Origin of the sequence: Sphingomonas sp. SORGH_AS_0879 (genome assembly GCF_030819175.1) — a bacterium.
Lineage (GTDB): Bacteria > Pseudomonadota > Alphaproteobacteria > Sphingomonadales > Sphingomonadaceae > Sphingomonas.
The window spans coordinates 789,373-812,505 of the sequence record NZ_JAUTBJ010000002.1 but is presented as its reverse complement, the minus strand read 5'-3'; the positions used below and the strand labels follow the sequence as shown (position 1 = coordinate 812,505).

17 protein-coding genes and 1 pseudogene are annotated in these 23,133 nt (G+C 66.6%); 7 read left to right on the top strand and 11 right to left on the bottom strand.

Going from position 1 to position 23,133, the window contains the following annotated elements:
* Nucleotides 1–24 precede the first annotated feature (24 nt).
* Both hslV and phaR read right to left on the bottom strand, forming a co-directional pair.
* On the bottom strand, nt 25–567 hold the full coding sequence (gene hslV, locus QE379_RS04525) for an ATP-dependent protease subunit HslV (RefSeq protein WP_307003080.1): 543 nt from the start codon (nt 565–567) through the stop codon (nt 25–27).
* Between the two features lie 258 nt (nt 568–825).
* On the bottom strand, nt 826–1,380 hold the full coding sequence (gene phaR, locus QE379_RS04520) for a polyhydroxyalkanoate synthesis repressor PhaR (RefSeq protein ID WP_306998264.1): 555 nt from the start codon (nt 1,378–1,380) through the stop codon (nt 826–828).
* A 95-nt stretch (nt 1,381–1,475) separates the two neighbouring features.
* Here phaR and QE379_RS04515 point away from each other — a divergent pair, with 95 nt between their 5' ends.
* The 3 genes from QE379_RS04515 to QE379_RS04505 all read left to right on the top strand — a co-directional run bounded on the left by QE379_RS04515 (nt 1,476) and on the right by QE379_RS04505 (nt 7,332).
* Entirely contained in the window at nt 1,476–2,471 is a 996-nt protein-coding gene (locus QE379_RS04515; protein WP_306998263.1) for an alpha/beta fold hydrolase, read from the top strand.
* Nucleotides 2,472–2,494: 23 nt separating this feature from the next.
* Nucleotides 2,495–3,667: an acetyl-CoA C-acetyltransferase gene (locus QE379_RS04510; RefSeq protein WP_306998261.1), complete on the top strand. Its 1,173-nt coding sequence runs from the start codon at nt 2,495–2,497 to the stop codon at nt 3,665–3,667.
* A 383-nt stretch (nt 3,668–4,050) separates the two neighbouring features.
* The gene (locus tag QE379_RS04505) at nt 4,051–7,332 is read left to right on the top strand and encodes a TonB-dependent receptor domain-containing protein (RefSeq protein WP_306998259.1); all 3,282 of its coding nucleotides are present in this window, start codon (nt 4,051–4,053) and stop codon (nt 7,330–7,332) included.
* A gap of 59 nt (nt 7,333–7,391) precedes the next feature.
* On the opposite strand, the gene alr is transcribed toward QE379_RS04505, so the two are convergent.
* From alr to QE379_RS04470, 7 genes and pseudogenes are all read right to left on the bottom strand, one after another.
* The gene (gene alr, locus QE379_RS04500; RefSeq protein WP_307003079.1) at nt 7,392–8,420 is read right to left on the bottom strand and encodes an alanine racemase; all 1,029 of its coding nucleotides are present in this window, start codon (nt 8,418–8,420) and stop codon (nt 7,392–7,394) included.
* 178 nt (nt 8,421–8,598) lie between these two features.
* A complete protein-coding gene (gene mmsB, locus QE379_RS04495) occupies nt 8,599–9,474 on the bottom strand; it encodes a 3-hydroxyisobutyrate dehydrogenase (protein ID WP_306998257.1) in 876 nt (291 codons plus the stop codon).
* Nucleotides 9,475–9,675: 201 nt separating this feature from the next.
* Nucleotides 9,676–10,453, bottom strand: a pseudogene (locus tag QE379_RS04490) (enoyl-CoA hydratase).
* A 12-nt stretch (nt 10,454–10,465) separates the two neighbouring features.
* Entirely contained in the window at nt 10,466–11,515 is a 1,050-nt protein-coding gene (locus QE379_RS04485; RefSeq protein WP_306998256.1) for an enoyl-CoA hydratase/isomerase family protein, read from the bottom strand.
* 111 nt (nt 11,516–11,626) lie between these two features.
* Nucleotides 11,627–12,769 (bottom strand): acyl-CoA dehydrogenase family protein, encoded by a 1,143-nt coding sequence (locus QE379_RS04480; protein WP_306998254.1) that lies wholly within the window; start codon nt 12,767–12,769, stop codon nt 11,627–11,629.
* A gap of 130 nt (nt 12,770–12,899) precedes the next feature.
* Nucleotides 12,900–14,417 (bottom strand): CoA-acylating methylmalonate-semialdehyde dehydrogenase, encoded by a 1,518-nt coding sequence (locus QE379_RS04475; protein WP_306998251.1) that lies wholly within the window; start codon nt 14,415–14,417, stop codon nt 12,900–12,902.
* 111 nt (nt 14,418–14,528) lie between these two features.
* Nucleotides 14,529–15,164: a YoaK family protein gene (locus tag QE379_RS04470; RefSeq protein WP_306998249.1), complete on the bottom strand. Its 636-nt coding sequence runs from the start codon at nt 15,162–15,164 to the stop codon at nt 14,529–14,531.
* Nucleotides 15,165–15,287: 123 nt separating this feature from the next.
* Here QE379_RS04470 and QE379_RS04465 point away from each other — a divergent pair, with 123 nt between their 5' ends.
* Entirely contained in the window at nt 15,288–15,455 is a 168-nt protein-coding gene (locus QE379_RS04465; RefSeq protein WP_306998246.1) for a hypothetical protein, read from the top strand.
* 43 nt (nt 15,456–15,498) lie between these two features.
* Here the strand turns inward: QE379_RS04465 and QE379_RS04460 are convergent, their stop codons facing one another.
* On the bottom strand, nt 15,499–15,810 hold the full coding sequence (locus tag QE379_RS04460; RefSeq protein WP_306998244.1) for a hypothetical protein: 312 nt from the start codon (nt 15,808–15,810) through the stop codon (nt 15,499–15,501).
* Between the two features lie 93 nt (nt 15,811–15,903).
* Here QE379_RS04460 and QE379_RS04455 point away from each other — a divergent pair, with 93 nt between their 5' ends.
* From QE379_RS04455 to QE379_RS04445, 3 genes are read left to right on the top strand one after another with little or no spacing between them, the layout of a single operon-like run.
* Nucleotides 15,904–17,166: an efflux RND transporter periplasmic adaptor subunit gene (locus tag QE379_RS04455; protein ID WP_306998242.1), complete on the top strand. Its 1,263-nt coding sequence runs from the start codon at nt 15,904–15,906 to the stop codon at nt 17,164–17,166.
* The gene (locus tag QE379_RS04450) at nt 17,166–20,345 is read left to right on the top strand and encodes an efflux RND transporter permease subunit (RefSeq protein WP_306998240.1); all 3,180 of its coding nucleotides are present in this window, start codon (nt 17,166–17,168) and stop codon (nt 20,343–20,345) included. Before QE379_RS04455 ends, QE379_RS04450 begins: the two co-directional genes overlap by 1 nt.
* Complete coding sequence (locus QE379_RS04445; RefSeq protein WP_306998238.1) at nt 20,342–21,763, top strand: efflux transporter outer membrane subunit; 1,422 nt, start codon at nt 20,342–20,344, stop codon at nt 21,761–21,763. The genes QE379_RS04450 and QE379_RS04445 overlap by 4 nt, the downstream gene beginning before the upstream one ends.
* Before the next feature lie 349 nt (nt 21,764–22,112).
* Here QE379_RS04445 and QE379_RS04440 read toward each other — a convergent pair whose 3' ends face one another.
* The gene (locus QE379_RS04440) at nt 22,113–23,126 is read right to left on the bottom strand and encodes an inorganic phosphate transporter (protein ID WP_306998236.1); all 1,014 of its coding nucleotides are present in this window, start codon (nt 23,124–23,126) and stop codon (nt 22,113–22,115) included.
* Nucleotides 23,127–23,133 lie beyond the last annotated feature (7 nt).

Sequence of the window (23,133 nt, the reverse complement as noted above, 5' to 3'; positions counted from 1 at the left end):
GGGAGCTTTCGGATTTCTGGGAAGTTACTGCGCGCCGTCGACGGCTTCGAGCGTGACGCGATCATTGGTGTAGACACAGACATCGGCGGCGATCGCCATCGCCTTGCGCGCGATCGTCTCGGCATCCTGTTCGTAATCGACCAGTGCCCGCGCCGCCGCGAGCGCGTAATTGCCGCCCGAGCCGATCGCACAGATGCCGTTCTCCGGCTCCAGCACGTCGCCATTCCCGGTCAGGATCAGCGTCACGTCCTTGTCGGCGACGATCATCATCGCCTCCAGGTTGCGGAGGAACTTGTCGGTCCGCCAGTCCTTGGCGAGTTCGACCGCCGCGCGCAGCAACTGGCCGTTATGCCGCTCCAGCTTGGCCTCCAGCCGCTCGAACAGGGTGAAGGCATCCGCCGTCGCGCCTGCAAAGCCGCCGATGACCGAGCCGTCGCCCAGCCGCCGGACTTTGCGCGCATTGGGCTTCATGACCGTCTGGCCCATCGAAACCTGACCGTCCCCGGCCACCACCACCCGGCCGCCGCGACGGACCGAGCAAATCGTCGTGCCATGCCAGGTCGGCATGGCGTGTTCATTCCCGCTCATGCGCGGCGATATGGAGGTGGGGGTGCGCGGGTTCAATGGAGACCTGTTGCGGCCGTTCGGCCTGAGCGAAGTCGGAGGCCGCGCTCGACCATTGCGGCTCACGATCCTCCCCGGCACGGGGAGGTGGCAGGGCGCAAGCCCTGACGGAGGGGGGCTTCCACACAGGACCTTCCTCGCGGCAAGCCCCCTCCACCGCCGCTTCGCGACGGTCCCCCTCCCCGTGCCGGGGAGGATCGATTACTCGCCCAGCTTCTCGATCTTGTCCTTGAGCGCCGCGAGTTCGGCCTTCAGCGCGGCCATCTCCGCATCCTTGCCCGCCGCAGGAGCCGCAGCGGGAGCCGGCCCCGCCGCACCGGGCTTGAACCCCTGGGTCGCCGCCTCGAACATCGCCAGGTTGCGCTTGGCGAGATCGGCGAAGGGCGTGTTGGCGAAGGCCCCCTCGACCGCCGACTTGAACTGTTCCTGGTTGCGGCGGAAGCTGTCCATCGACGCCTCCAGATAGCCGGGCACCATCGCCTGCATCGAGTCGCCGTACATCGAGATCAACTGGCGCAGGAAATTGACCGGCAGCATCGTCTCACCGCGGCTTTCCTCTTCCATGATGATTTGCGTGAGGACATTATGGGTGATGTCTTCGTCGGTCTTGGCATCGACCACCTTGAAGTCGCGCCCCGCCCGGATCATCGCCGCCAGATGATCAAGCGTGATGTAGGAGGAGGTTTCGGTGTTGTAGAGCCGCCGGTTCGCATATTTCTTGACGATCACAATGCCGTCCGCCGCCTGCTTCTTCATCGACCCCCGCCTTTCCTGTCATGATTTTGGTGCAGCCTAACGCCATGGATTTCGCATCGCAACACGGACCGCGCCCTTTGCCCCTGTTCCTGGCGATGTTGCGCAGCGAGGCCACGGCGAACCCGGAATTGGTGCAACGCGCCATGGAGGGCTTGCGGCGATTCCAGGCGGCGAAGCGCGAGCGACCGATGCGCGCCCTGCCGGTGCGGCGACGGCGCGGGCGGGTGAAATTGCGGGATGCGGGCGGAGAAGGCCGTCCTGTCCTGTTCATCCCCTCGCTGATCAACCCGCCATCGATCCTCGACCTGTCTCGCGACCGCTCGCTGATCCGCTGGCTTCGCGGACGGGGCTTCCACCCCTGGCTGATCGACTGGGGCACGCCCGGCGCGAAGGATCGCGACGTCGATGTGGCGGGCCATGTCGAGCATTTCCTGCTGCCGCTGATCGCCACCTTCCCCGAACCGCCGGTGCTGGTCGGCTATTGCCTGGGCGGCACGCTCGCCATGGCGGCGGCGGCGCGGAGCGAGGTGGCGGGACTGGCCGCCATCGCCGCGCCCTGGCATTTCACCGGCTATGGCGAGGAGGCACGCGCCGCGATGACCGCGATATGGGCCGCGATCAAGCCGACCTCCGAGGCTCTGGGCCTCGTTCCCATGGAGGCGTTGCAGGCGGGCTTCTGGCAACTCGATCCCGCGCGGACCATCGCCAAATATGCGGCCTTCGCCGATCTCGATCCGCGCAGCGAGGCGGCGCGCCGCTTCATCCGGCTGGAGGATTGGGCCAATCAGGGCGCCCCCCTGCCCCACGCCTTTGGGCGCGAATTGTTCGAGGAATTGATCGCGCTGGATCGTCCCGGCCAGGGACAATGGCGCGTGGCGGGCGATATCGTCACACCATCGCAATGCGACGCCCCTAGCGTCGAATTCGTCGCCACCGGCGACCGGATCGTCCCCGCCGCCACCGCGATCGGACTGGCCGACCGACGGGCCGGCGGCACGGGCCATGTCGGCATGGTCGTCGGGGGACGCGCGGAAGAACAGCTATGGCAGCCATTGGCCGACTGGATCGCCGCGCTGCCCGCGCCTAGATAGAGAGAAAGTCGAGAGGAGCCTTCATGACCGAGATCGTCATTACCGCCGCCAAGCGCACCCCCGTGGGCAGCTTCCTGGGCGCATTCGCCGCCACCCCCGCGCATGAACTGGGCCGGGTGGCGATCACCGCCGCGCTCGAACAGGCGGGTATCAAGGGCGAGGACGTGTCCGAGGTGATCCTCGGCCAGGTGCTGACCGCCGCGCAGGGGCAAAACCCCGCGCGTCAGGCGTCGATGGCGGCGGGCATCCCCAAGGAAGTCCCCGCTTACGGCGTCAACCAGGTCTGCGGATCGGGCCTGCGCGCCGTGGCGCTGGGGCTTCAGGCGATCGCCAATGGCGATGCGACCATCGTGGTCGCGGGCGGGCAGGAGTCCATGTCGCTGTCGCCCCATGCCCAGACGATGCGCGGCGGCACCAAGATGGGTCCGCTGACCATGGTCGACACCATGGTGAATGACGGCCTGACCGACGCCTTTGCGGGCTATCACATGGGCATCACCGCCGAGAATCTCGCCGAGCAATATCAGGTGACCCGCGAAGACCAGGACCGGTTCGCGGTCCGCTCGCAGAACCTGGCCGAGAAGGCGCGGGGCGAAGGCCGCTTCAAGGACGAGATCGCGCCCGTCACCCTCAAGACCCGCAAGGGCGAGACAGTGGTCGCCGACGACGAATATATCCGCGCCGGGGCGACCATCGAGAGCGTGTCGGGCGTCCGCCCGGCCTTCAAGAAGGACGGCACGGTGACCGCCGCCAACGCCTCCGGCCTGAACGACGGTGCCGCCGCGCTCGTCCTGATGAGCCGCGAGGAAGCCGAGAAGCGCGGCACCCCCATCCTCGCCACGATCAAGAGCTGGGCCTCGGCAGGCGTCGATCCGTCGGTGATGGGCATCGGCCCGGTCCCCGCCACCAAGCGTGCGTTGGAAAAGGCGGGCTGGACCGTCGGCGACCTCGACCTGATCGAGGCGAACGAGGCCTTTGCGGCGCAGGCGCTGTCGGTCGGCAAGGAACTGGGCTTCGACCCCGACAAGGTCAACGTCAATGGCGGCGCGATCGCGCTGGGCCACCCGATCGGCGCCAGCGGTGCGCGGGTTCTGACGACTCTGATCTACGAAATGGAGAAGCGCGACGCAAAGAAGGGCCTGGCGACGCTGTGCATCGGCGGCGGCATGGGCATCGCCATGTGCGTCGAGCGCTGACCCGGACCTTTTCCCAACCAAAGCCCATGCAGGGGGTGTGACGGAGCCGTCACGCCCCCTTTTTCATATCCCCTCGGTAACGACACGGATCGCCGATTCCGTCGATCCGATTCCCCTGTTTTCGCATCGTGTCGAAGGATGCACCGACGCGCCTCAATCCACCGTCGACCGCAAAAATGCCACGGTGCGTATTCGGCTTGAAAAGTTCATGATAATTTCGTGACTTACCGGCTTTCCGAACATAAGTGACAAACCTGTCACATACATGTCACATGATATTCACAATAGTCACCCGCTCGCAGCTATGACCTTGTTTTTGATCGAATAATTTCTTTCCCTGAGGGCAGCGGACGGAATGATCCGCACTTAAGGGGTAAAACAGAATGAAGATGCGTACCCTGCTGGGAGCGTCCGCGCTCGCCAGCACCCTGGTGCTTTTCCCAGTGGCGGCGCTCGCGCAGACCAGCACCACCTCGACCACCGCGCCGGAGGTTCAGGAAGAGGATGCCGACACCACGTCCGACGCCGCGACGCCGGGCAACCGCTCGGGCGGCGGCGATGTCGTCGTCACCGGATCGCGTATCCGCCTGACCAACAAGTTCGACGCCGCCATTCCGGTCGAATCGATCAACGCGGCGGAATTGCTCGGCACGCGCGGCGACATCTCGCTGGGTGACGCGATCAGCCAGTTGCCACAGCTCCGCAGCACCTTCAGCCAGGCGAATTCGACCGGGTCGATCGGCACGGCGGGCATCAACCTGCTCGATCTGCGCGGTCTGGGTACGGCGCGCACGCTGACGCTGGTCAACGGCCGTCGCGTCGTGACCGCCGTCCCCGGCTCCTATACGCCCGACATCAACACCATTCCGTTCGACCTGCTGGAAGGCGTCGATATCGTCACCGGCGGTCAGTCGGCCGTTTATGGCTCGGACGCGATTTCGGGTGTCGTCAACTTCAAGTTGAAGCGCGACTTCGAGGGCACCCGCCTTCGCGCACAGGGCGGCGTCACCAGCTATGGCGACCGGGGTACCTATCTGGTCAGCGGCATCACCGGCGCGAACTTCGCCGAAGGGCGCTTCAACCTGACGGTTTCGGCGGAATATTCGAAGAGCAACCCCGTCTTCTTCGCCCAGCGTCCCTATCTCGGCGCCTATGGCGGCACGCCCGCCTTCATCAATTCGCAGATCACGACGGCGCCGAACCGCAATTTCGACGGCATCCCCAACACGACATTCGTTCCGCGCGGCAGCGTATTCGGCAATCGCTCGATCGGCGGCACGGTCGTGACCACCTGCCCCGGCACGGCGACGGCCGCCAATGCGGCGCAGCGTGCCGCCATCTGCACCGGTCAGAATTCCCCGACCGGCAGCCCGATCGCCTATAACTATCTGTTCCAGCCCGACGGCTCGCTGCTTCGCGATTCGCCGTCCACCACGGGCCTGGTCGACAATCGTGCGATCGGCGGCGGCGTCCTGTTCGGTGGGACCGCCTCGGGCCTGGAAGGCGCGATGCTGATGCCCGGCCTCGACCGCTTCCTGGCCAACATCCTGCTCAACGGCGATATCTCGCCCGCGTTCAAGCCCTTCGTCGAGTTCAGCTTTGCCAACGTCAAGGCAACGCAACAGTCGACCCAGCCCAGCTTCACCGGCGGCACGCTGAGCAGCACGTTCAGCATCAGCAATCCCTTCCTGACGCCCGCCGCGCGCGCGACGCTGGGAACGATCCTGGCCCCCGGCGCGACGAGCTTCACGCTCAACCGCTTCAACAACGATCTGGGCACGCGCGCCGAATTCCACACCCGCCGCACCTATCGCGGCGTCATCGGCGTACGCGGCGACATCACCTCGTCGGGCGACCTGTACTACGAAGTCGCCGGCAATTATGGTCGGACCGAAAACTTCTACCGCACCGGCGGTAACGTCCTGCTGGACAATTATCGCAACGCGGTCAACGCAGTGGTGGCGCCCGCCGGTTATGCGGGTTCCAACTATGTCCTGAATGCGCAGGGTGCCCGGGTGATCTGCGCCGTCAACGCCACCAACAGCAACGCCGCGCCGGGCTGCGTACCGTTGAACCTGTTCGGCCAGAACGCGGCCGACCCGCGTGCGATCGACTACATCATGCACACCTCCACCCGCAATCAATGGGCGGAGCAGATCAACGCGACGGCCTTCATCTCGGGCAATACGGGTTCGTTCTTCAACCTGCCGGGCGGTCCGGTCTATTTCTCGTTCGGCGGTGAATATCGCCGCGAAGATGCCTTCTCCGGCCAGGACGCGATCACCGCTTCGGGCGCGACCTTCCTGAATCCGGCGGCGACGTTCGATCCGCCCGCCGTCAACATCAAGGAAGCCTATGGCGAACTCCGCCTGCCCCTGCTGGCCAACATCCCGTTCCTTCAGGAACTGACGGTCGAGGGTGCGGGTCGCGTGTCCGACTATGGCGGCACCACCGGTTCGGTCTGGGCATGGAATGCGGGTCTGATCTGGTCGCCTGTCCGCGACCTGCGCTTCCGGGGCAGCTTCTCCCGCTCGGTGCGGGCACCGAATCTGAGCAATCTCTATGCGTCGTCCTCCCAGACCTTCGCGACGATCAACGATCCCTGCGATCAGCCGGGCGGCACCAATGCCGGCAACAACATCACGTCGAACCCCAACCGCGCCCGCAACTGCGCCGCGGCGGGCATTCCCACGACGATCAGCTTCACCGACCCGACGACGGGCGCCCAGCTGGTCCGCCCCTGGACCAACCAGTCGCCCTCGAACATTCCGGGTATCAACCAGGGCAATATCGGCCTGACCCCGGAAGTCGGCAACAGCTTCACTGTAGGCATGGTCTATCAGCCCCAGCAGGTGCCGGGTCTGACCCTCAAGGTCGATTACTATAACATCCGGGTGAAGAACGTGATCTCGGGCCTGACCGGCCAGCAGATCGTCAACCGCTGCTATGACGACACCAACGGCATCGACAACCCGTTCTGCGCGGCGGTCTTCCGTCGCCAGTCGAGCGATCCGGTCCAGAACAACACCTTCCTGGGCCAGACCGGGCGGACCATCGACCAGTCGCAGTTCATCTTCGACCGGTCCGGCAACGGCGTCAGCTTCATCAACCAGCCGTTCAACTTCGCCGCGCTGAAGACCAACGGGCTGGACGTCGACGTGCAATATGCCAAGCGGTTCAGCGAGAACGCCTCGCTGAACGCCAATCTGACGGTCAGCTACATCTTCAACCGCCTGAACTATGTCTATATCGCCGAGCCGGATCGGTATGACCGTCAGGACAGCATGCTGGGCGATCCTAAGTGGCAGGCCCGTTTCAACCTGAACGGCAAGGTCGGCCTGATCGATTTCGGCTATACCGCACGCTATGTCGGTCGGCAGATCGTGTCGGGGCTGGTCTACGAGACCTTCTTCGCGTCTCAGGGTCGCCCAGCACTCAACCCGGATGCCCGCCCCTTCGTCTATTACAGCCCGATCGTCTATCATGACGCGCGGATCGGGGTGAACGCGACGGAAAAGTTCCGCCTTTATCTGGGCGTGGACAACATCACCAACCAACTGCCGCCCTATGAACTGACGGGCATCGCCAACACCCCCACCGGCAACGACGCGATCTATCCGAACATCGGTCGCTTCCTGTACGCGGGCGTGGAAGCCCGCTTCTAAGATACGCAGCAATTACCCACCAACTTGGGGTCGCCTCATGAAAAGGCGGCCCCTTTTTCTTACCCTCGCGCGAAACGCTGTCCCAGGCCGGTCAGCAACTCATATTGCGACACGCCCGACACGGCGGACGCCTGGGCCAGGTCATAGGCCATGGCCAGCCAGTCGCCCTCGCGCAGGTCGGGGCGGGCGCTGACATCGACAGCGAGCAGATCCATCGACACCCGGCCCAGCACGGGCAGGGTCGCGCCGTCGACCATCGCGGCCCCCACGCCCGACAGCGCGCGGCGATAGCCATCGGCATAGCCCAGGTTCAGGATCGCGACCTCGGTATCGGCGGGTGCGGTCCAGGTGGCGTTGTAGCCGACCGTCTCCCCGGCGGGCACGCGGCGGCGTTGCAGGATCTGCGCTTCCGGAAAGCCCACCTGCCGCAGGGGCCCCGCCATGTCGGGACGGGGTATGCCGCCGTAAAGCGCCAGGCCGGGGCGGGTCAGATCGAAATGATAGTCGGCCCCCAGCCCGATTCCCGCCGAATTGGCGAGGCTCATGCGTCGCGCGGGAGTGCGGCCCCTCAGGCTGGCGAACGCACCCTGCTGCCGCGCGTTCATCGCCACATCTTCGTCGGCGCAGGCCAGATGGCTGAGCAGTGTCTCGATCTCCAGCCTGTCGAGCAGACCGTCGCGCACCGCCTCCATCGAAACGCCGAGGCGGTTGATGCCGGTATCGACCATCACGTCGCACGGGCCACCGCCACTCTCGCGCCAGCGCGCGACCTGTTCGGGACTGTTGAGCACGGGCCGCGCCACGCCCGCACGCGCCGCCGCCACATCCTCGGCCCGCAGGCCATGGAGGACCGACACGGTCAGCCCCAGCGGCGCCAGCGCCAGCGCCTCGGCCCAGTTGGCGACGAAGAAATCGCGACACCCCGCGCCCGCCAGCGTCTCGGCGACCAGCGATGCCCCCAGGCCATAGCCATTGGCCTTCACCGCCGCACCGCATGCCGCCGCACCGCTCCAACGGTCGAGCGCCTGCCAGTTGGATCGAAGCGCGTCACGGTCGACACGCAGGCGGAGGGGAGCGGCTATGTCCATCACCCGCCGGGCTTTAGGCCGCATTGCGGGGCGGGAAAAGGCGGGTCGGGTTTTTCCCATCATCCCCCCCTCCGTTCAGCCTGAGCGAAGTCGAAGGCCAAGGGAATCCCCGCGCCACAGGCTTGTGGCGAGGGCATAGCGTGGCCTTCGACTTCGCTCAGGCCGAACGGGGGTTGGGTTATCGCAGGGTGCGGATGATGCCCGAGAAATCGACCTGTGGCTGCCCCTCGCCCACGAACGCCGCATAGAGTTCCGCCGCGCGCGCGCCCATCGGCGTAGTTGCGCCCGCATCGCGTGCGGCCTCCATCGCCAGCTTCAGATCCTTCAGCATCAGTGCCGCCGCGAAGCCGCCCTGATAGTCGTGATCGGCGGGCGTCTCCGGCCCGACACCGGGGACCGGGCAATATTTGGTCATCGACCAACTCTGCCCCGAGGATACCGAGGCGATGTCGTAGAAGGTCTGCGCCTCCAGCCCCAGCTTCTCGGCCAGCACGAACGCCTCGCAAGTGGCGATCATCGTCGCGCCGAGCAGCATGTTGTTGCAGATCTTGGCCGCCTGCCCCGCGCCATTGCCTCCGGCATGGATCACCGCCTGGCCCATGGCCGACAGGAAAGGCTCGGCGCGGTCGAACGCTTGCCTGGCGCCACCGACCATGAAGGTCAGCGAGCCCGCCCGGGCCGCCGCGATCCCGCCCGAGACGGGGGCGTCGACCGCCATCATGCCCTTGGCCTGCGCCGCCTCCGCCACCCGGCGCGCGGTGGCGACGTCGATGGTCGAGCAGTCGATCAGGATCGCGGAGGGCGGCGCGGCGGTGAAGACGGCATCGGCATAGACGCGCTCGACATGGGTTCCGGCGGGCAGCATGGTGACGACCGCCTCCACGCCTTCCATAGCCGCGACGGCGCTGTCGACGGCCAGGCACCCTGCCGCTTCCGCCGCCGCCAGCGCGTCCGCCGACAGGTCGAAGGCGCGGACGTCATGCCCCGCCTTCGCCAGATTGGCGGCCATCCCGCCGCCCATATTGCCCAGGCCGATAAAGGCGATCCGCGCCATGATGCTCTCTCCTACATTTTCTTTTTCTTCCCCCCTCCCCCAGGCGGGAGGGGCTGGGGGAGGGCAAGGCCACAGGCGATGGTCTCGGTGAGACTTCCTGCTCTCCCCCATCCCAGTTTCAGGTAAACGATGCCCCGCATCGTTTAGGTCATGCCGGGGGCATGACCGACCTGAAACTCGTTTACGGGAGGGGCGTGGGACTCACTGCCCTGTCCAGTTGGGGCTGCGCTTCTCCACGAATGCCGCCATGCCTTCCTTTTGATCGGCCGAGCCGAACAGGCCGTGGAACAGCCGCCGCTCGAACTGCACGCCCTGGGCCAGCCCCATGTCGAAGGCGGCGTTGACCATTTCCTTGTTCGCGCGGACCGCGATCGGGGCGAGCCCCGCGATGGTCGCCGCGGTCTTGAGCGCTTCCTCGACCAGATCGGCAGCGGGGACGATGCGCGCCACCAGCCCGGCGCGCTCGGCTTCACTCGGCGTCCATCATCCGGCCGGTCAGGCACATCTCCATCGCCTTGGCCTTGCCGACCGCATGGGCGAGCCGCTGCGATCCGCCCATGCCCGGCGTCACGCCCAGCTTGATCTCGGGCTGGCCGAACCTGGCGGTGTCGGCGGCGAGGATGAAGTCGCACATCATCGCCAGTTCGCACCCGCCGCCCAGCGCATAGCCCGCGACCGCCGCGATGATCGGCTTGCGGGTACGGGTGAACTCGTCCCAGCCGGAGAAGTGATTTCGCCCGTACATGGCGGCGAAGTCCATCTCCTGCATTTCCTTGATGTCCGCGCCCGCCGCGAACGCCTTGGGGCTGCCGGTGATGACGGCGCAGCGCTGGTCCGGATCGGCGTCATAGGCGCGCATCACGTCCAGCAGTTCGGACAGCAATTCGGCATTGAGCGCGTTCAGCGCCTGGGGCCGGTTGAGCGTCACCAGGGTCACCGCCTCGCGGCGCTCGACGATCAGGGTGTTATGGTCGGTCATGCTGCGTCCTTCTCAGCGGTCGTCGGGTGTCCAGGCCTGCCCATCGGGGAGGGGGGCGAAGATATGGTCGATCATCGTGTCGGTGACGCCTTCCGGGGTCGCCGGGTTCCAGCGGGGCGCATTGTCCTTGTCGACTATCAGCGCGCGGACACCCTCGACGAAATCGGGCCGCTGCACGACATGGGAGGCGACGCCATATTCGCGAGCCATCTCCTCGGCGAAGTCGGTGGTCAGCCTGCCCTCGCGCAGCAGTCGGAGCGAAACCTTGCAGGCCTGCGGCGACTTGGTGCGAAGGACCCCCAGTTGCTGCGTCGCCCATTCGCCGCCGTCAGCCGCCAGCGCGGCCAGTATCTCCTCCAGCGTGTCGGCGGCGAAGAGCCGGTCGATCTCCGCGGCATGGGCCATGATCTTCGCGGTCGGCGCAGGCGTGGAGAGCCGATCGAGCGCGGCGGCGATCTCTTGCGGCGCGGCGACGATCGCGACCTTGGCCTCCTCCAGCGCGGACGATGGGAGATAATGGCTGGCAAGGCCCAGCGCGTGCGCCTCCGCCCCATCGAGACGGTGCCCGGTCAGCGCCAGAAACTCGCCCATCCGCCCCGGCAGCCGCGAAAGATACCGGCCGCCGCCGACATCGGGGAACAGGCCGATGCCCGTCTCCGGCATGGCGAAGCGGGTATTCTCGGTGGCGACGCGGAAGCGGGCGGGAGCGGCAATGCCGACGCCGCCGCCCATGGTGATGCCGTCCATGAAGGCGACGATCGGCCTGGCATAGGTGAACAGACGGTGGTTCATCCGGTATTCGGCATGGAAGAAGCCCCGTGCCGCCTCGCCATCGCCCGCACCGCTTGTCGCCAGCAGGCGGATATCGCCGCCCGCGCAAAAGCCGCGCCCCTCGGCATGGTCGATGATGATCGCCTCGACCGAAAGGTCTGCGCGCCAGTCCTCCAGCGCGATGAGCACGCCCTCGCACATGTCGCGGGTCAGCGCATGGATCGCCTTGGGCCGGTTGAGCCGCAGTCGCCCGACCGGGCCTTGGCGGGTGACGATCAGATCCTGGGTCATGCGATCCTTTTACCTTCTTCTTCCCTACCGTCATCCCAGCGGAGGCTGGGATCTCTCTCAAGAACGCGACGCCTGTGGAGAAAGGCCCCAGCCTGCGCTGGGGCGACGGATTCACGCTTTCAACAAATCGCGCCCAACGATCATCCGCATCACCTGGTTCGTCCCCTCCAGGATCGAATGGACCCGCAGGTCGCGCCAGAAGCGCTCGATGGGATAGTCCATCAGATAGCCATACCCCCCATGGAGTTGCAGCGCCCGGTCGACCACCGACGATCCGGTATCGGTCGCGAGCCTTTTCGCCATGGCGGCGAAGCGGGTCTTGTCGGGCGCATTGTCGGTCACCTTGGCGGCGGCAAGGTAGAGCAAAGCGCGCGCCGCCTCCAATTCGGTCGCCATGTCGGCCAGGGTGAACTGGGTGTTCTGGAATTCGGCGATCGCCTTGCCGAACTGGCGGCGGTCCTTCACATAAGCGACCGCCTCGTCCAGACAGCGCTGCGCACCGCCCAGCGAGCAGGCCCCGATGTTCAGCCGCCCGCCGTCCAGCCCCATCATCGCGATACGGAATCCCTCGCCCTCCGCGCCCAGCCGGTTGGCGACCGGAACGCGAACCTGATCGAACATCACCTGCCGCGTCGGCTGCGAGTGCCAGCCCAGCTTGCGCTCGTTCGCACCGAAGGAGACGCCGGGCATGTCCTTGTCGATCACCAGGCAGGAAATGCCCTTCGGCCCCTCCTCGCCGGTGCGGACCATGGTGACGTACACCTCATTCTCGCCGCCGCCCGAGATGAACTGCTTGGAGCCGGAGACGACATAATGGTCGCCATCGAGGACCGCACGGGTCTTGAGCGCGGCCGCGTCGGACCCCGAACCCGGCTCGGTCAGGCAATAGCTCGCCATCCGTTCCATGGTCACGAGGTCGGGCAGATAGCGGCCCTTCACGTCCGCGTCGCCGAAGCGGTCGATCATCCACGACGCCATATTGTGGATCGAGATGAACGCGCTGGTCGAGGGACAGCCATAGGCCATCGCCTCCATGATCAGCGCCGCCTCCAGCCGCCCGAGCGCGATGCCGCCCGATTCCTCCGAGACGTAGATGGCGGCGAAGCCGAGGTCCGCCGCTTCCTTGATCGTGTCGCGGGGGAAGATGTGCTTCTCGTCCCACTCCGCCGCGAAGGGGGTGATGCGGTCGGCGGTGAAGCGGCGCGCCAGATCCTGGATTTCGCGCTGTTCGTCGGTCAGGTCGAATTGGGTCATCGAAATCTCTCGCTTCTTTAAGCCCCTCCCGCAGGCGGGAGGGGTTTGGGGAGGGCATGGAGTCTCATCGAGACCATCGCTTGTGGCCTGCCCTCCCCCATCCCCTCCCGATTTCGGGAGGGGCGTGCTGTTACGCCATGGTCGGGATTACGAACGCGTTCCCGCCATCGGCCGAGCCATCGGGCCAGCGCTGCGTCACCGTCTTCACCTTGGTCCAGAAGCGGACGCCCTCCATGCCGTGCTGGTTCACGTCACCAAAGGCCGAACGCTTCCAGCCGCCGAACGTATGATAGGCCACCGGCACCGGGATCGGCACGTTGATGCCGACCATCCCCACCTCGACCCTTGCAGCGAACTCCCGCGCGGCATGGCCGTTACGGGTAAAGATCGCGACGCCGTTGCCATATTGGTGCTCGCTGGGCAGGCGCACGGCCGTCTCGAAATCGGGAGCGCGGACGATTTGCAGGACGGGGCCGAAGATTTCCTCCCGATAGCTTTGCATGGCGGGCGTCACCCGATCGAACAGCGACGGGCCGATGAAGAAGCCGTCCTCATAACCCTGCAACTGGAAGCCGCGCCCGTCCACGACCAGTTCCGCGCCCTCGTCGACGCCGGTCTGGATCCAGTCCTCCACGCGGCGTTTGTGCGCGGCGTTGACCACGGGGCCGTAATGCGCCTGCGCATCGGTCGACACGCCGACCCGCAAAGCGTCGATCGCGGGGATCAGCTTCTCGCGCAAGGCGTCCGCCGTCTTGTCCCCCACCGGCACCACCACGGGCAGCGCCATGCACCGCTCCCCCGCCGAGCCGAAGGCCGCGCCCGACAGGTCGGCGACCACCTGATCCAGATCGGCATCGGGCATGACGATGCCGTGATTCTTGGCCCCGCCCATCGCCTGGACGCGCTTGCCCGCCTCGACTCCGCGCCGATAGACATAATGCGCGATGTCGGAAGACCCGACGAAGCTGACCGCGCTGATCGCCGGATGGTCGAGGATCGCATCGACCATCGCCTTGTCGCCGTGGACGACCTGGAGGATGCCCTCGGGCGCCCCCGCCTCGCGCATCAGTTCGGCGAGGCGCACCGGCACCGAGGGATCACGTTCCGACGGCTTCAGGATGAAGGCGTTGCCGCAGGCGATGGCGACACCGAACATCCACATCGGGATCATCGCCGGGAAGTTGAACGGCGTGATCCCCGCCCCGATGCCCAGCGGCATGCGCATCGAATAGACGTCGATGCCCGGCCCCGCCCCTTGCGTATATTCGCCCTTCAATGCGTGGGGGATACCGCAGGCGAACTCGATCACCTCCAGCCCGCGCTGGATGTCGCCCTTCGCGTCGGCGATCACCTTGCCATGTTCGGAGGAGAGCAGATGCGCGAGTGCGTCCATATTCTGCTCGACCAGTTCCTTGAAGCGGAACATGACGCGCGCCCGGCGCTGCGGATTGGTCGCGGCCCAGCCGGGCTGCGCGGCTTGCGCGGCGGCGACGGCACGCTCCAGCAACGCGGCATCGCCCAGCAGCACGCGGGCCTGCACCTGGCCGCTATTGGGGTCGAAGACGTCGCCCAGACGACCCTCGGGCCGGGCGGTGGCACTATCGGTCGCGGGCTGTCCACCGGCGACCACATGGTCGATCACGCGCATACACTCTCCTGTCGCGGGTCTGATGCCCGACTCTTGGGCTTGTAATTATATTGCTCTCGCGTGAAATCCAAGTCGCGTCCGAACAAAAGCGGCCAAGCCTCCGCTCCCGCGTCAGGGTGCCCTGTGGAGCCACCATGATGCCCCCGCACCGATCAGCGCCGCGCCCGAAGCCGCCGCCAGGGCGACCATGCCGCACCAGGGAAACAGCCACGCCCCCAGTCCCGCCCCCAGCAGGAACCCGGCCCATAGCGCCAGATAGGGCACCCACGCCCAACGACCGCGCCCCGCGATCATCCGCGCCAGATGCTGCCCGATCTTGACCAGCGTTCCTGTCATATAGGTGACGCCGATGCTGACCTCTCCATCACGCTCGAACGTCGCGTTGAGCGCCCCCATCGCCACGACCATCGCCAGCGCGGGCCATCCCCCGCCCCCTGCCGCCACCGCCAGAAGCATCGCGACCAACATCAGGACCGCGACCTGCCCATAACGGGGCGAGGCCAGCCGGATCAGCGTGCCGATCATCACGCCACCGACGAACAGGCCGAGCAGCAGGGCAAGGATTGAGACGGCCCCCGAAGGCCGCCCCTCCGCCGACACGATGTGCACGGCCAGCATGGTGCCGTTCCCGCTCATGAAGGAAACGAAATAGCCGCCCAGATGCTGGAAACCGATCGCGTCCACATAACCCGCCAGCAACGCCAGACCGGTGGCGAGGGGCCAGAAGCGTCGGTCGGATCGGATCATGGTTTCACGTCATAGCAGCCGGAATTGCTGCCGCCACTCCCATCGTCGTCCGGGAAAGTCCAGGGTGCGCCGGATCGGATTCCCCGTCACGGCGTTGGGACGGCTCCAGTCTGGGAAGAAAGCATGGCCGGGGCGCTCGTGGAAATCTGGTTGACCATATCGGCGCTGTCGTCGCTGGTCATCCTGTCCCTGGCGATCGGCTATAGCGACATGCGCCTGGAACGTCGGTTCCGCCCCAAGGCGATACGCTTGCGCAAGGCCATGGTCGGAAAGCGCCCCTTCCCGCGCTGAGGCGAGGCATTGGGAGCCCGTTCGCGCCGGGCTCGCCAGGGGATCAGATCATGTGCAGCAACCGGTGCAACAGACCGGGACGACGCGTGCGCATTTCCATGTAACGGGCCCGATCGTCGGCGAAGCGGCGATAAAGGGCGTCCAGGCGCTCTTCGCGCGGAAGGTCCGAAATCCGCGGTGGCGGCATATGACTGGCCATGATGATCCCCCTCCTGTTGAAGCGTTGCATTTCAACGACGAACGGGGTGACTTGTTCCCCTTCGATGACAACATGGTCATCGCGTTTCGCGGTTCCATTCCCCCTGCGGATCATGTCCATCCCGCCGGACATGCCCGGATCGGCACCACCATTCATGAACGTCTCGTAAGATTTCCGTAAGGGGTGCGTCAGGGCACACCCCCTATCGCCCGGCGCCAATATCCCAGCCTCTCGCGCCGAAAGAAGCCGATGCACGCCAACCCTGCCGACGAAACGCTACCCGAAACCCGTCGACTTTCCTCCGCGCAGCAATGGCGCTGGGTGGGGATCGCCGCCGCCGTGCTGGTGGGCGTGCTGATCCTGATTACGGTCATCGGCAAGCTGACCCATAAGGAAGAGATGCCGCCGCCCCCGCCGCCGCCGGGCACGCTGCGCCTGTCGAAAGACCAGTTGGACGCGATGCCGACCATGCGCGTCGGGCTGGGCGCGTCGGGCGACCAGACGATGGCGACGGGGGCGATCACCGTCGATGGCACCCGCTCGACCCCGGTGCTGATGCCCTATGCGGGGCAGGTGGTGCGCGTGCTGGCCGATGCGGGTCAGGTGGTGCGCCAGGGCCAGCCGCTGCTCCTCATCAAGACCAGCGATTTCGTCGATGCGCGGTCGGGCCTGTTCTCGGCCCGTGCCGCCTATCAGAACGCGCAGGCGCAACTCGTCGCGGCGCAGCGCAATGCCGACCGCCAGCAGCAGATCTATGAAACCGCCGGCGGCGCGCTGAAGGATTATCAGCAGGCCAGGGCCGACCTCGCCGCCGCGCAGGCGAGCGCCCGCACCGCCGCCGCCTCGCTCGGCGCCGCGCGCGACAAGCTGGCGATCCTCGGCAAGTCGCAGGGTGAGATCAACCGGCTGGAGAATGTCGGCGAAGTCTCCGGCATCCACGACATCACCACGCTGCACGCGCCGATCAGCGGCGTCATCGCCTCGCGCGATGTCGCGGCCGGGCAATATGTCTCGCAGGGCGGCGACAAGCCGGTGATGACCATCACCGACCCCTCGCGCGTCTGGCTGGTCGCGCAGGTGGCCGAGAGCGATGCCGAGAATGTCCGCGTCGGCGATCCCGTCGAGGTGACGACGCCCGCGCTGCCGGGCCGCGTCTTCCACGCGACGATCGATCTGGTCGGCGCCGCGCTCGATCCGCAGACCCATCGCCTGCCGGTGCGCGCCTCGATCCCCAACCCCGACAAGGCGCTGAAGCCCCAAATGTTCGCCAGCTTCGCGATCAAGCATCGGAATGCGGGCGAAGCGATCCGCGTCCCCGCCGCCGCCGTCATCCATGAAGGCGACGCTGCGCGCGTCTGGATCATGCGCCCCGACGGCCTGCTGGTCGCGCGCGACGTGACGACCGGGGAATCCTCCAATGGCCTGGTCACCATCACATCGGGCCTGAAGCCGGGCGAGAAGATCGTCACCTCGGGCGCGCTCTTCGTCAACGAAGCGGGGATCGGCGAATAATGAACCGCATCGTCGACTTCGCGCTGCGTCAGCGATTGCTGATCGTCGGCCTGTTCATCGCGATGATCGTCGCTGGCGTCATCGGCTTCATCAACCTCAACATCGAGGCCTATCCCGACCCGGTTCCACCGATGGTCGAGGTCATCACCCAGACCCAAGGCCTGTCGGCCGAGGAGATGGAGCGTAACGTCACCATCCCGATCGAGGTCCAGATGGCGGGCATCCCGCACCTGACCGCGATCCGCGCGATCAGCCTGTTCGGCCTGTCGGACATCAAGATCCAGTTCACCTACGACTATACCAACGAACAGGCGCGCCAGCAGGTCATCAACCGCCTGTCGCAGCTGCCGCCGCTGGCCGGTGGCGCGCAGCCAACGCTGTCGCCGACCTCGCCGGTGGGCGAGATCTATCGCTATCGCATCGCCGCGCCCAAGGGCTATTCGGTGATGGACCTGAAGACGCTGCAGGACTGGGTGCTCCAGCGCCGGTTCAAGCGGATTCCGGGCGTGATCGACGTGACCGGCTGGGGCGGTCGCTTGCGCGCCTATGACGTGGTCATCGACCAGAACCGGCTGAACGCCCACGGCGTGACGGTGGCACAGGTGCTGGCGGCCTTGTCCAAGAGCGACGGCAATGTCGGCGGCCAGACGATCAACTTCGGCGAACAGGCCGCGATCGTGCGCGGGATCGGCCTGATCCAGTCGCCCGACGCCATTCAGAACGTGCTGGTCGGCGAGGCGGGCGGCGCGCCCGTGCTCATCAAGGACGTCGCGACCGTGAAGGTCGGCAACGCGCCGCGCATGGGCATCGCCGGCTACAACAATGACGACGACATCGTGCAGGGCATCGTCCTGATGCAGCGCGGCGCCCAGTCCATGCCGACGATCAAGGCCGTCCAGGCCGAGGTCGCCAATATCAACGACAGCGGCGTCCTGCCCCCCGGCGTCCATCTGGAGCGGATCTATGACCGTTCCGACCTGATCAACCTGACCATCCACACCGTCATGGAAAACATGGTGGTCGGCATCCTGCTGATCTTCGCGCTGCAATGGCTGTTCCTCGGCAATCTGCGCTCGGCGATCATCGTGGCGGCGACCATCCCCTTCGCGCTGGCCTTCGCGATCCTGATCCTGGTGTTGCAGGGGGAGAGTGCGAACCTGTTGTCGGTCGGTGCGCTCGACTTCGGCCTGGTGGTCGATGCCTGCGTCATCATGGTGGAGAATATCTTCCGCCACATGGTCGAGCGTTCGGCGGCGGTGGAGAACGGCCAGGGGCGCTATACCATGGCCAGCCGCTTCGGCGCGGTGCTGGGCGCGTCGTCCGAGGTCAGCCGCGGCATCTTCTTCGCCGCCGCGATCATCATCGCCAGCTTCCTGCCGCTGTTCACCCTGACCGGGGTGGAGGGGCATATCTTTGGCCCGATGGCCAAGACCTATGCCTATGCGATCAGCGGCGGCCTGCTCGCGACCTTCACCGTCGCGCCGGTGCTGTCGACGCTGCTGCTGCCGGACAAGCTGGCCGAGACCGAGACCTTCATCGTCGGCAAGCTGCGCCGCGTCTATGAACCCGCCGCATCCTTCGCGCTGCGCAACAAGATCGTGACGATCGGCGGCGCGGTGTTGATGCTGGGCCTGGCATTCGTGGGCGTGCGGTCGCTCGGTATCGAGTTCCTGCCGCATCTCGAAGAAGGAAACATGTACATCCGCGCCACCCTCCCCTCCTCGATCAGCCTGGAGGCGGGCGAGAAGGTGACCAACGAGGTGCGCAAGATCATCGCCACCTACCCGGAAACCAACGCGGTCCTCTCCGCCCATGGCCGCCCGGACGACGGCACCGACGCGACCGGCTTCTTCAACATCGAGTTCTTCGTGCCGCTGAAGCCGTTCGACACCTGGCCGAGCGGCATGACCAAGGAGAAGCTGATCGAGGAGTTGTCGGGCAAACTCGCCAAGCAATATCCGGGCGTAGACTTCTCTTTTTCGCAGATCATCGAGGACAATGTCGAGGAAGCCGCCTCGGGCGTGAAGGGCGCCAATTCGATCAAGCTGTTCGGCCCCGACCTCGTCACGCTGGAAAAGCTGGCCAACCAGATCAAGGCGCAGATGGCCAAGGTGAAGGGCATCGAGGATCTCGGCGTGTTCGAAATCCTGGGCCAGCCGACCGTCCGGATCGATGTCGATCGCGCCAGGGCCGCGCGCTATGGCCTGACGCCCGACGACATCAACGCGACCGTCGCCGCCGCCATCGGTGGCCAGTCGCCCGCCGACCTGTACGAGCCGGGCACGGACCGCCACTTCCCGATCATCGTGCGGTTGCAGCCGACCCAGCGCGACTCGCTGGAATCGGTGCGCAACATCACGATCGGCGCGCCCTCGCCCGACGGCAACGGGACCATCCAGGTGCCGCTGTCCGAGGTGGCGAACGTCAAGCTGACCACCGGTGCGTCCTTCATCTATCGCGAGCACCAGGAACGTTACGTGCCGATCAAATTCTCGGTGCGTGGGCGCGATCTGGGCAGCGCGGTCGAGGAGGCGCGGTCGCGGATCAACCAGAATGTCCATCTGCCGCCAGGCTATCATCTGGAATGGGCGGGCGAACTGGACAATCTGAAGAACGCCATCGCCCGGCTGGAGATCGTGGTTCCGATCAGCCTCGTGCTCATCCTGCTGCTGCTCTATGCCAATTTCGGCTCGATGCGGGACAGCCTGCTCGCCTTCTCCGCGATCCCGATGGCGATCGTGGGCGGCGTGCTGGCGCTGGCCCTGACCGGCACGGCGTTCAGCATCTCGGCGGCGATCGGCTTCGTGGCCTTGTTCGGCATTGCGGTGATGGACGGGATCCTGGTCGTCACCACCTTCAACAACGCCATCGACGAAGGCGCGCCGCGTGAGAATGCGCTGGCCACCACCGTCAAGAACAGCCTGCGCCCCGTGGTCATGACCTGTCTGGTCGCCGCGATCGGCCTGCTGCCCGCCGCCCTGTCGCACGGGATCGGCAGCCAGGTGCAGAAGCCGCTGGCGCTGGTCGTGGTCGGCGGCATGACGCTGGCCCCGGTGCTGATCCTGCTGGTCCTGCCGGTGCTGATCAGCCGCTATTCGGTCCGTGTGCCGCTGTCGCAGCGCAAGAAGAAGGCCGACCATTTCCACGACGACCAGGCCGAAACGGGAGCCACGGCATGAAGCGTTTCCTGACCCTGCCGCTGCTGGCGTGCGTCTCCGCCTGTGCGGTCGGCCCGCACGACCTCGATGCCCATGCCGGCCTGCCGCCGATGAACCCGGCGCCAGTGATCGCCCCCGCGGCCGGCCCGGCGCAGACGGTGTCGGCGCAGGTCGCGCCCGAATGGTGGCACGCCTTCGGCAATGCGCAACTCGACGCGCTGGTGGCGGAGGCATTGGCGCACAATAACGACGTGGCAGTGGCGGAAGCCTCGCTGCGTCAGGCGCGGGAGCAGGCGCGGGCGACGCGCGGCTCGCTGCTCTTCCCCCAGGGCGGGCTGAGCTATCAGGCGCAGCGGACCCGCGTGTCCAACGCGCTGTCCCCCGCCGTCGCCGATGCCAACCAGCAGCTTTACACGCTGCACACCGCGCAGGTCAGCGTCTCCTATGACGTCGATGCGTTCGGCGGCAACCGGGCGCAGGTCCGTTCCGCCGTCGCGCGCGCCGAGGTGGAGCGGCACCAGCTTGACGCGGCCCGGATGACGGTGGCGGCGAACCTCGTCACCGCGCTGATCGAACGGGCGAGCCTGGCCGAACAGGTCGCCGCCGCCCAAACGGCGGTTCAGGTCAACCGCGACATCCTGTCCGCGCTGCAACAGCGTCAGCGGCTCGGTGCGGTCGGCGCGTCGGACGTGTCGACGCAACAGGCGGCACTCGCCACCGCCGAAGGGGCCCTGCCCCCGCTGGTCCGGGCCGAAGCGGCGCAGCGCACCGTCATCGCCACGCTGATCGGGCGTCCGGCGGGATCGGCCCTGCCACCGCTTCCCGAATTGTCGCAACTGACCCTGCCGACGGAATTGCCCGCCATCGTGCCGTCGGAACTGGTCCATCGCCGTCCCGACATACTGGCGGCCGAAGCCCAGTTGCAGGGCGCCGGGGCCGATGTCGGGGCCGCCATCGCGGCGCGGCTGCCCAGCATCCAGCTTTCGGCCAATGCGGGCGGGTCGGCACAGAATTTCGGCGACATGTTCAAGAGCGGCAATCCCTTCTGGGCCCTGCTTGGCGGGATCACCCAGCCGCTGTTCCACGCCAATGCGCTGCGTCACCAGCAAAAGGCGGCGGAGGCCGCGCTGGAGGGGGCCAAGGCCCAGTATCGATCGGCGGTGCTCCAGGCGTTCGGCAATGTCGCGGACTCGCTGACCGGCCTGTCCACCGATGCGCAGGCCCTGGATGCGGCCCAGCGGGCGAGCAACGCGGCGGGCCAGGCGCTGACCTTCGCGCGGCGGCAACTGGCGCTGGGCGATGTGGGCACGCTGCAACTGCTCAACGCGACCGCGACGGACGCGCAGGCCCGGTCGCAGTTGATCCAGGCCAAGGCGGCGCGGATGACGGATACGGTGGCGCTGTTCCAGGCGGCCGGAGGGCCGGTCACGGGGTCGTGAGGGTTGCGGGGTAGGTCAGTATAAGGCCCGCCCCGCCCTCCGTTCCGCCTGAGCGAAGTCGAAGGCCAAGGGATTTCGGTTCGCAGGGAGCGTGGGAGACGGTTGTCTTCTCGTTTCGCCCCACCCACCCCGGCGGAGGCCGGGGCCCCAATGCCACGTCTTTGGCGGCGTGGTACGCCGATGCGTGGGAGGCATAGGCAGCCCGCTCTAGACAGCGCACCGCAACTGGACCCCGGCCTCCGCCGGGGTGGACCATGAAGAATCGGGCCTTCGAGCGGCGAAGCCTATCCTTAGCGGAGGGGGAAAGCTCCAACGAAAAAGGGGAGAGCCCTCGCCCTCCCCTCTTCGATCAGAACAACCGGGTCAGCATATAGAACCCGGCCCCCATCACGGCGGAGGCCGGGATGGTGATGATCCAGGCGATCACCACATTCCCCGCCACGCCCCAGCGCACGGCGGACGCACGCCGCGCCACGCCCGCGCCGATGATCGAGCCGGTGATGGTGTGCGTGGTCGATACCGGGATCCCCAGGGCCGAGGCGCAGAAGATGACGATCGAGCCCGCCGTCGAGGCGCTGAATCCCTGATGCTGCGACAGCTTGGTGATGCGGGTGCCCATCGTCTCGATGATCCGCCAGCCGCCGGTCATCGTGCCCAGCGCGATCGCAATGTAGCAACAGATGGCGACCCAGTGCGGCACCTCGAACGGGCCCGACAGGCGGCCGGTCGAATAGAGGAGGACGGTGATGATCCCCATCGTCTTCTGCGCATCGTTCAGGCCGTGGCTGAGCGAATAGGCCGCCGAAGAGACGAGGTGCATCGCGCGGAAACTGCGCTCCGCCTGCCCCGCGGTCGACCGGCGCATCGCCCAACTGCTCAGCAGCATGACCAGCATGGCCAGCATCATGCCCAGCATCGGCGACAGCACGATGGCGAGCAGCGTCTTGTTCAGCCCCGCCCATTGCACCGCGCCCATGCCCGCATGCGCCACGCCCGCGCCGACCAGCCCGCCGACCAGCGCATGGCTGCTCGAGGAGGGGATGCCGCGCAGCCAGGTGATGACGTTCCACGCCATCGCCCCGCCCAGCGCGCCGAAGATGACGGCGGGGGTCACGATGCTCTGGTCGATCAGGCCCTTGCCGATCGTCTCCGCCACCTTGTGCAGGCTGGGAAAGGCGACGGTCAGGAAATAGGCGGCGAAATTGAAGAAGGCCGCGAACAGGACCGCCGCGACCGGCGACAACAGCCGGGTCGCCACCACCGTCGCGATCGAATTGGCCGCGTCATGCAGCCCGTTGAGATAATCGAAGGCCAGCGCGACCAGGATCAGGCCGACCAGCAGCGGAAAGGCGAGTTCGTGCATGATCCGC

Bases quoted from the DNA above. Each gene is read 5' to 3' on its own strand.
- QE379_RS04445 (WP_306998238.1), top strand. From the start codon at position 20,342: ATGAAGCGTTTCCTGACCCTGCCGCTGCTGGCGTGCGTCTCCGCCTGT.
- QE379_RS04475 (WP_306998251.1), bottom strand. From the start codon at position 14,417: ATGCGCGTGATCGACCATGTGGTCGCCGGTGGACAGCCCGCGACCGAT.
- QE379_RS04465 (WP_306998246.1), top strand. From the start codon at position 15,288: ATGGCCGGGGCGCTCGTGGAAATCTGGTTGACCATATCGGCGCTGTCG.
- hslV (WP_307003080.1), bottom strand. From the start codon at position 567: ATGCCGACCTGGCATGGCACGACGATTTGCTCGGTCCGTCGCGGCGGC.
- QE379_RS04505 (WP_306998259.1), top strand. From the start codon at position 4,051: ATGAAGATGCGTACCCTGCTGGGAGCGTCCGCGCTCGCCAGCACCCTG.
- QE379_RS04510 (WP_306998261.1), top strand. From the start codon at position 2,495: ATGACCGAGATCGTCATTACCGCCGCCAAGCGCACCCCCGTGGGCAGC.
- mmsB (WP_306998257.1), bottom strand. From the start codon at position 9,474: ATGGCGCGGATCGCCTTTATCGGCCTGGGCAATATGGGCGGCGGGATG.
- QE379_RS04485 (WP_306998256.1), bottom strand. From the start codon at position 11,515: ATGACCCAGGATCTGATCGTCACCCGCCAAGGCCCGGTCGGGCGACTG.
- alr (WP_307003079.1), bottom strand. From the start codon at position 8,420: ATGGACATAGCCGCTCCCCTCCGCCTGCGTGTCGACCGTGACGCGCTT.
- QE379_RS04450 (WP_306998240.1), top strand. From the start codon at position 17,166: ATGAACCGCATCGTCGACTTCGCGCTGCGTCAGCGATTGCTGATCGTC.
- QE379_RS04440 (WP_306998236.1), bottom strand. From the start codon at position 23,126: ATGCACGAACTCGCCTTTCCGCTGCTGGTCGGCCTGATCCTGGTCGCG.
- QE379_RS04455 (WP_306998242.1), top strand. From the start codon at position 15,904: ATGCACGCCAACCCTGCCGACGAAACGCTACCCGAAACCCGTCGACTT.
- phaR (WP_306998264.1), bottom strand. From the start codon at position 1,380: ATGAAGAAGCAGGCGGCGGACGGCATTGTGATCGTCAAGAAATATGCG.
- QE379_RS04460 (WP_306998244.1), bottom strand. From the start codon at position 15,810: ATGAATGGTGGTGCCGATCCGGGCATGTCCGGCGGGATGGACATGATC.
- QE379_RS04470 (WP_306998249.1), bottom strand. From the start codon at position 15,164: ATGATCCGATCCGACCGACGCTTCTGGCCCCTCGCCACCGGTCTGGCG.
- QE379_RS04515 (WP_306998263.1), top strand. From the start codon at position 1,476: ATGTTGCGCAGCGAGGCCACGGCGAACCCGGAATTGGTGCAACGCGCC.
- QE379_RS04480 (WP_306998254.1), bottom strand. From the start codon at position 12,769: ATGACCCAATTCGACCTGACCGACGAACAGCGCGAAATCCAGGATCTG.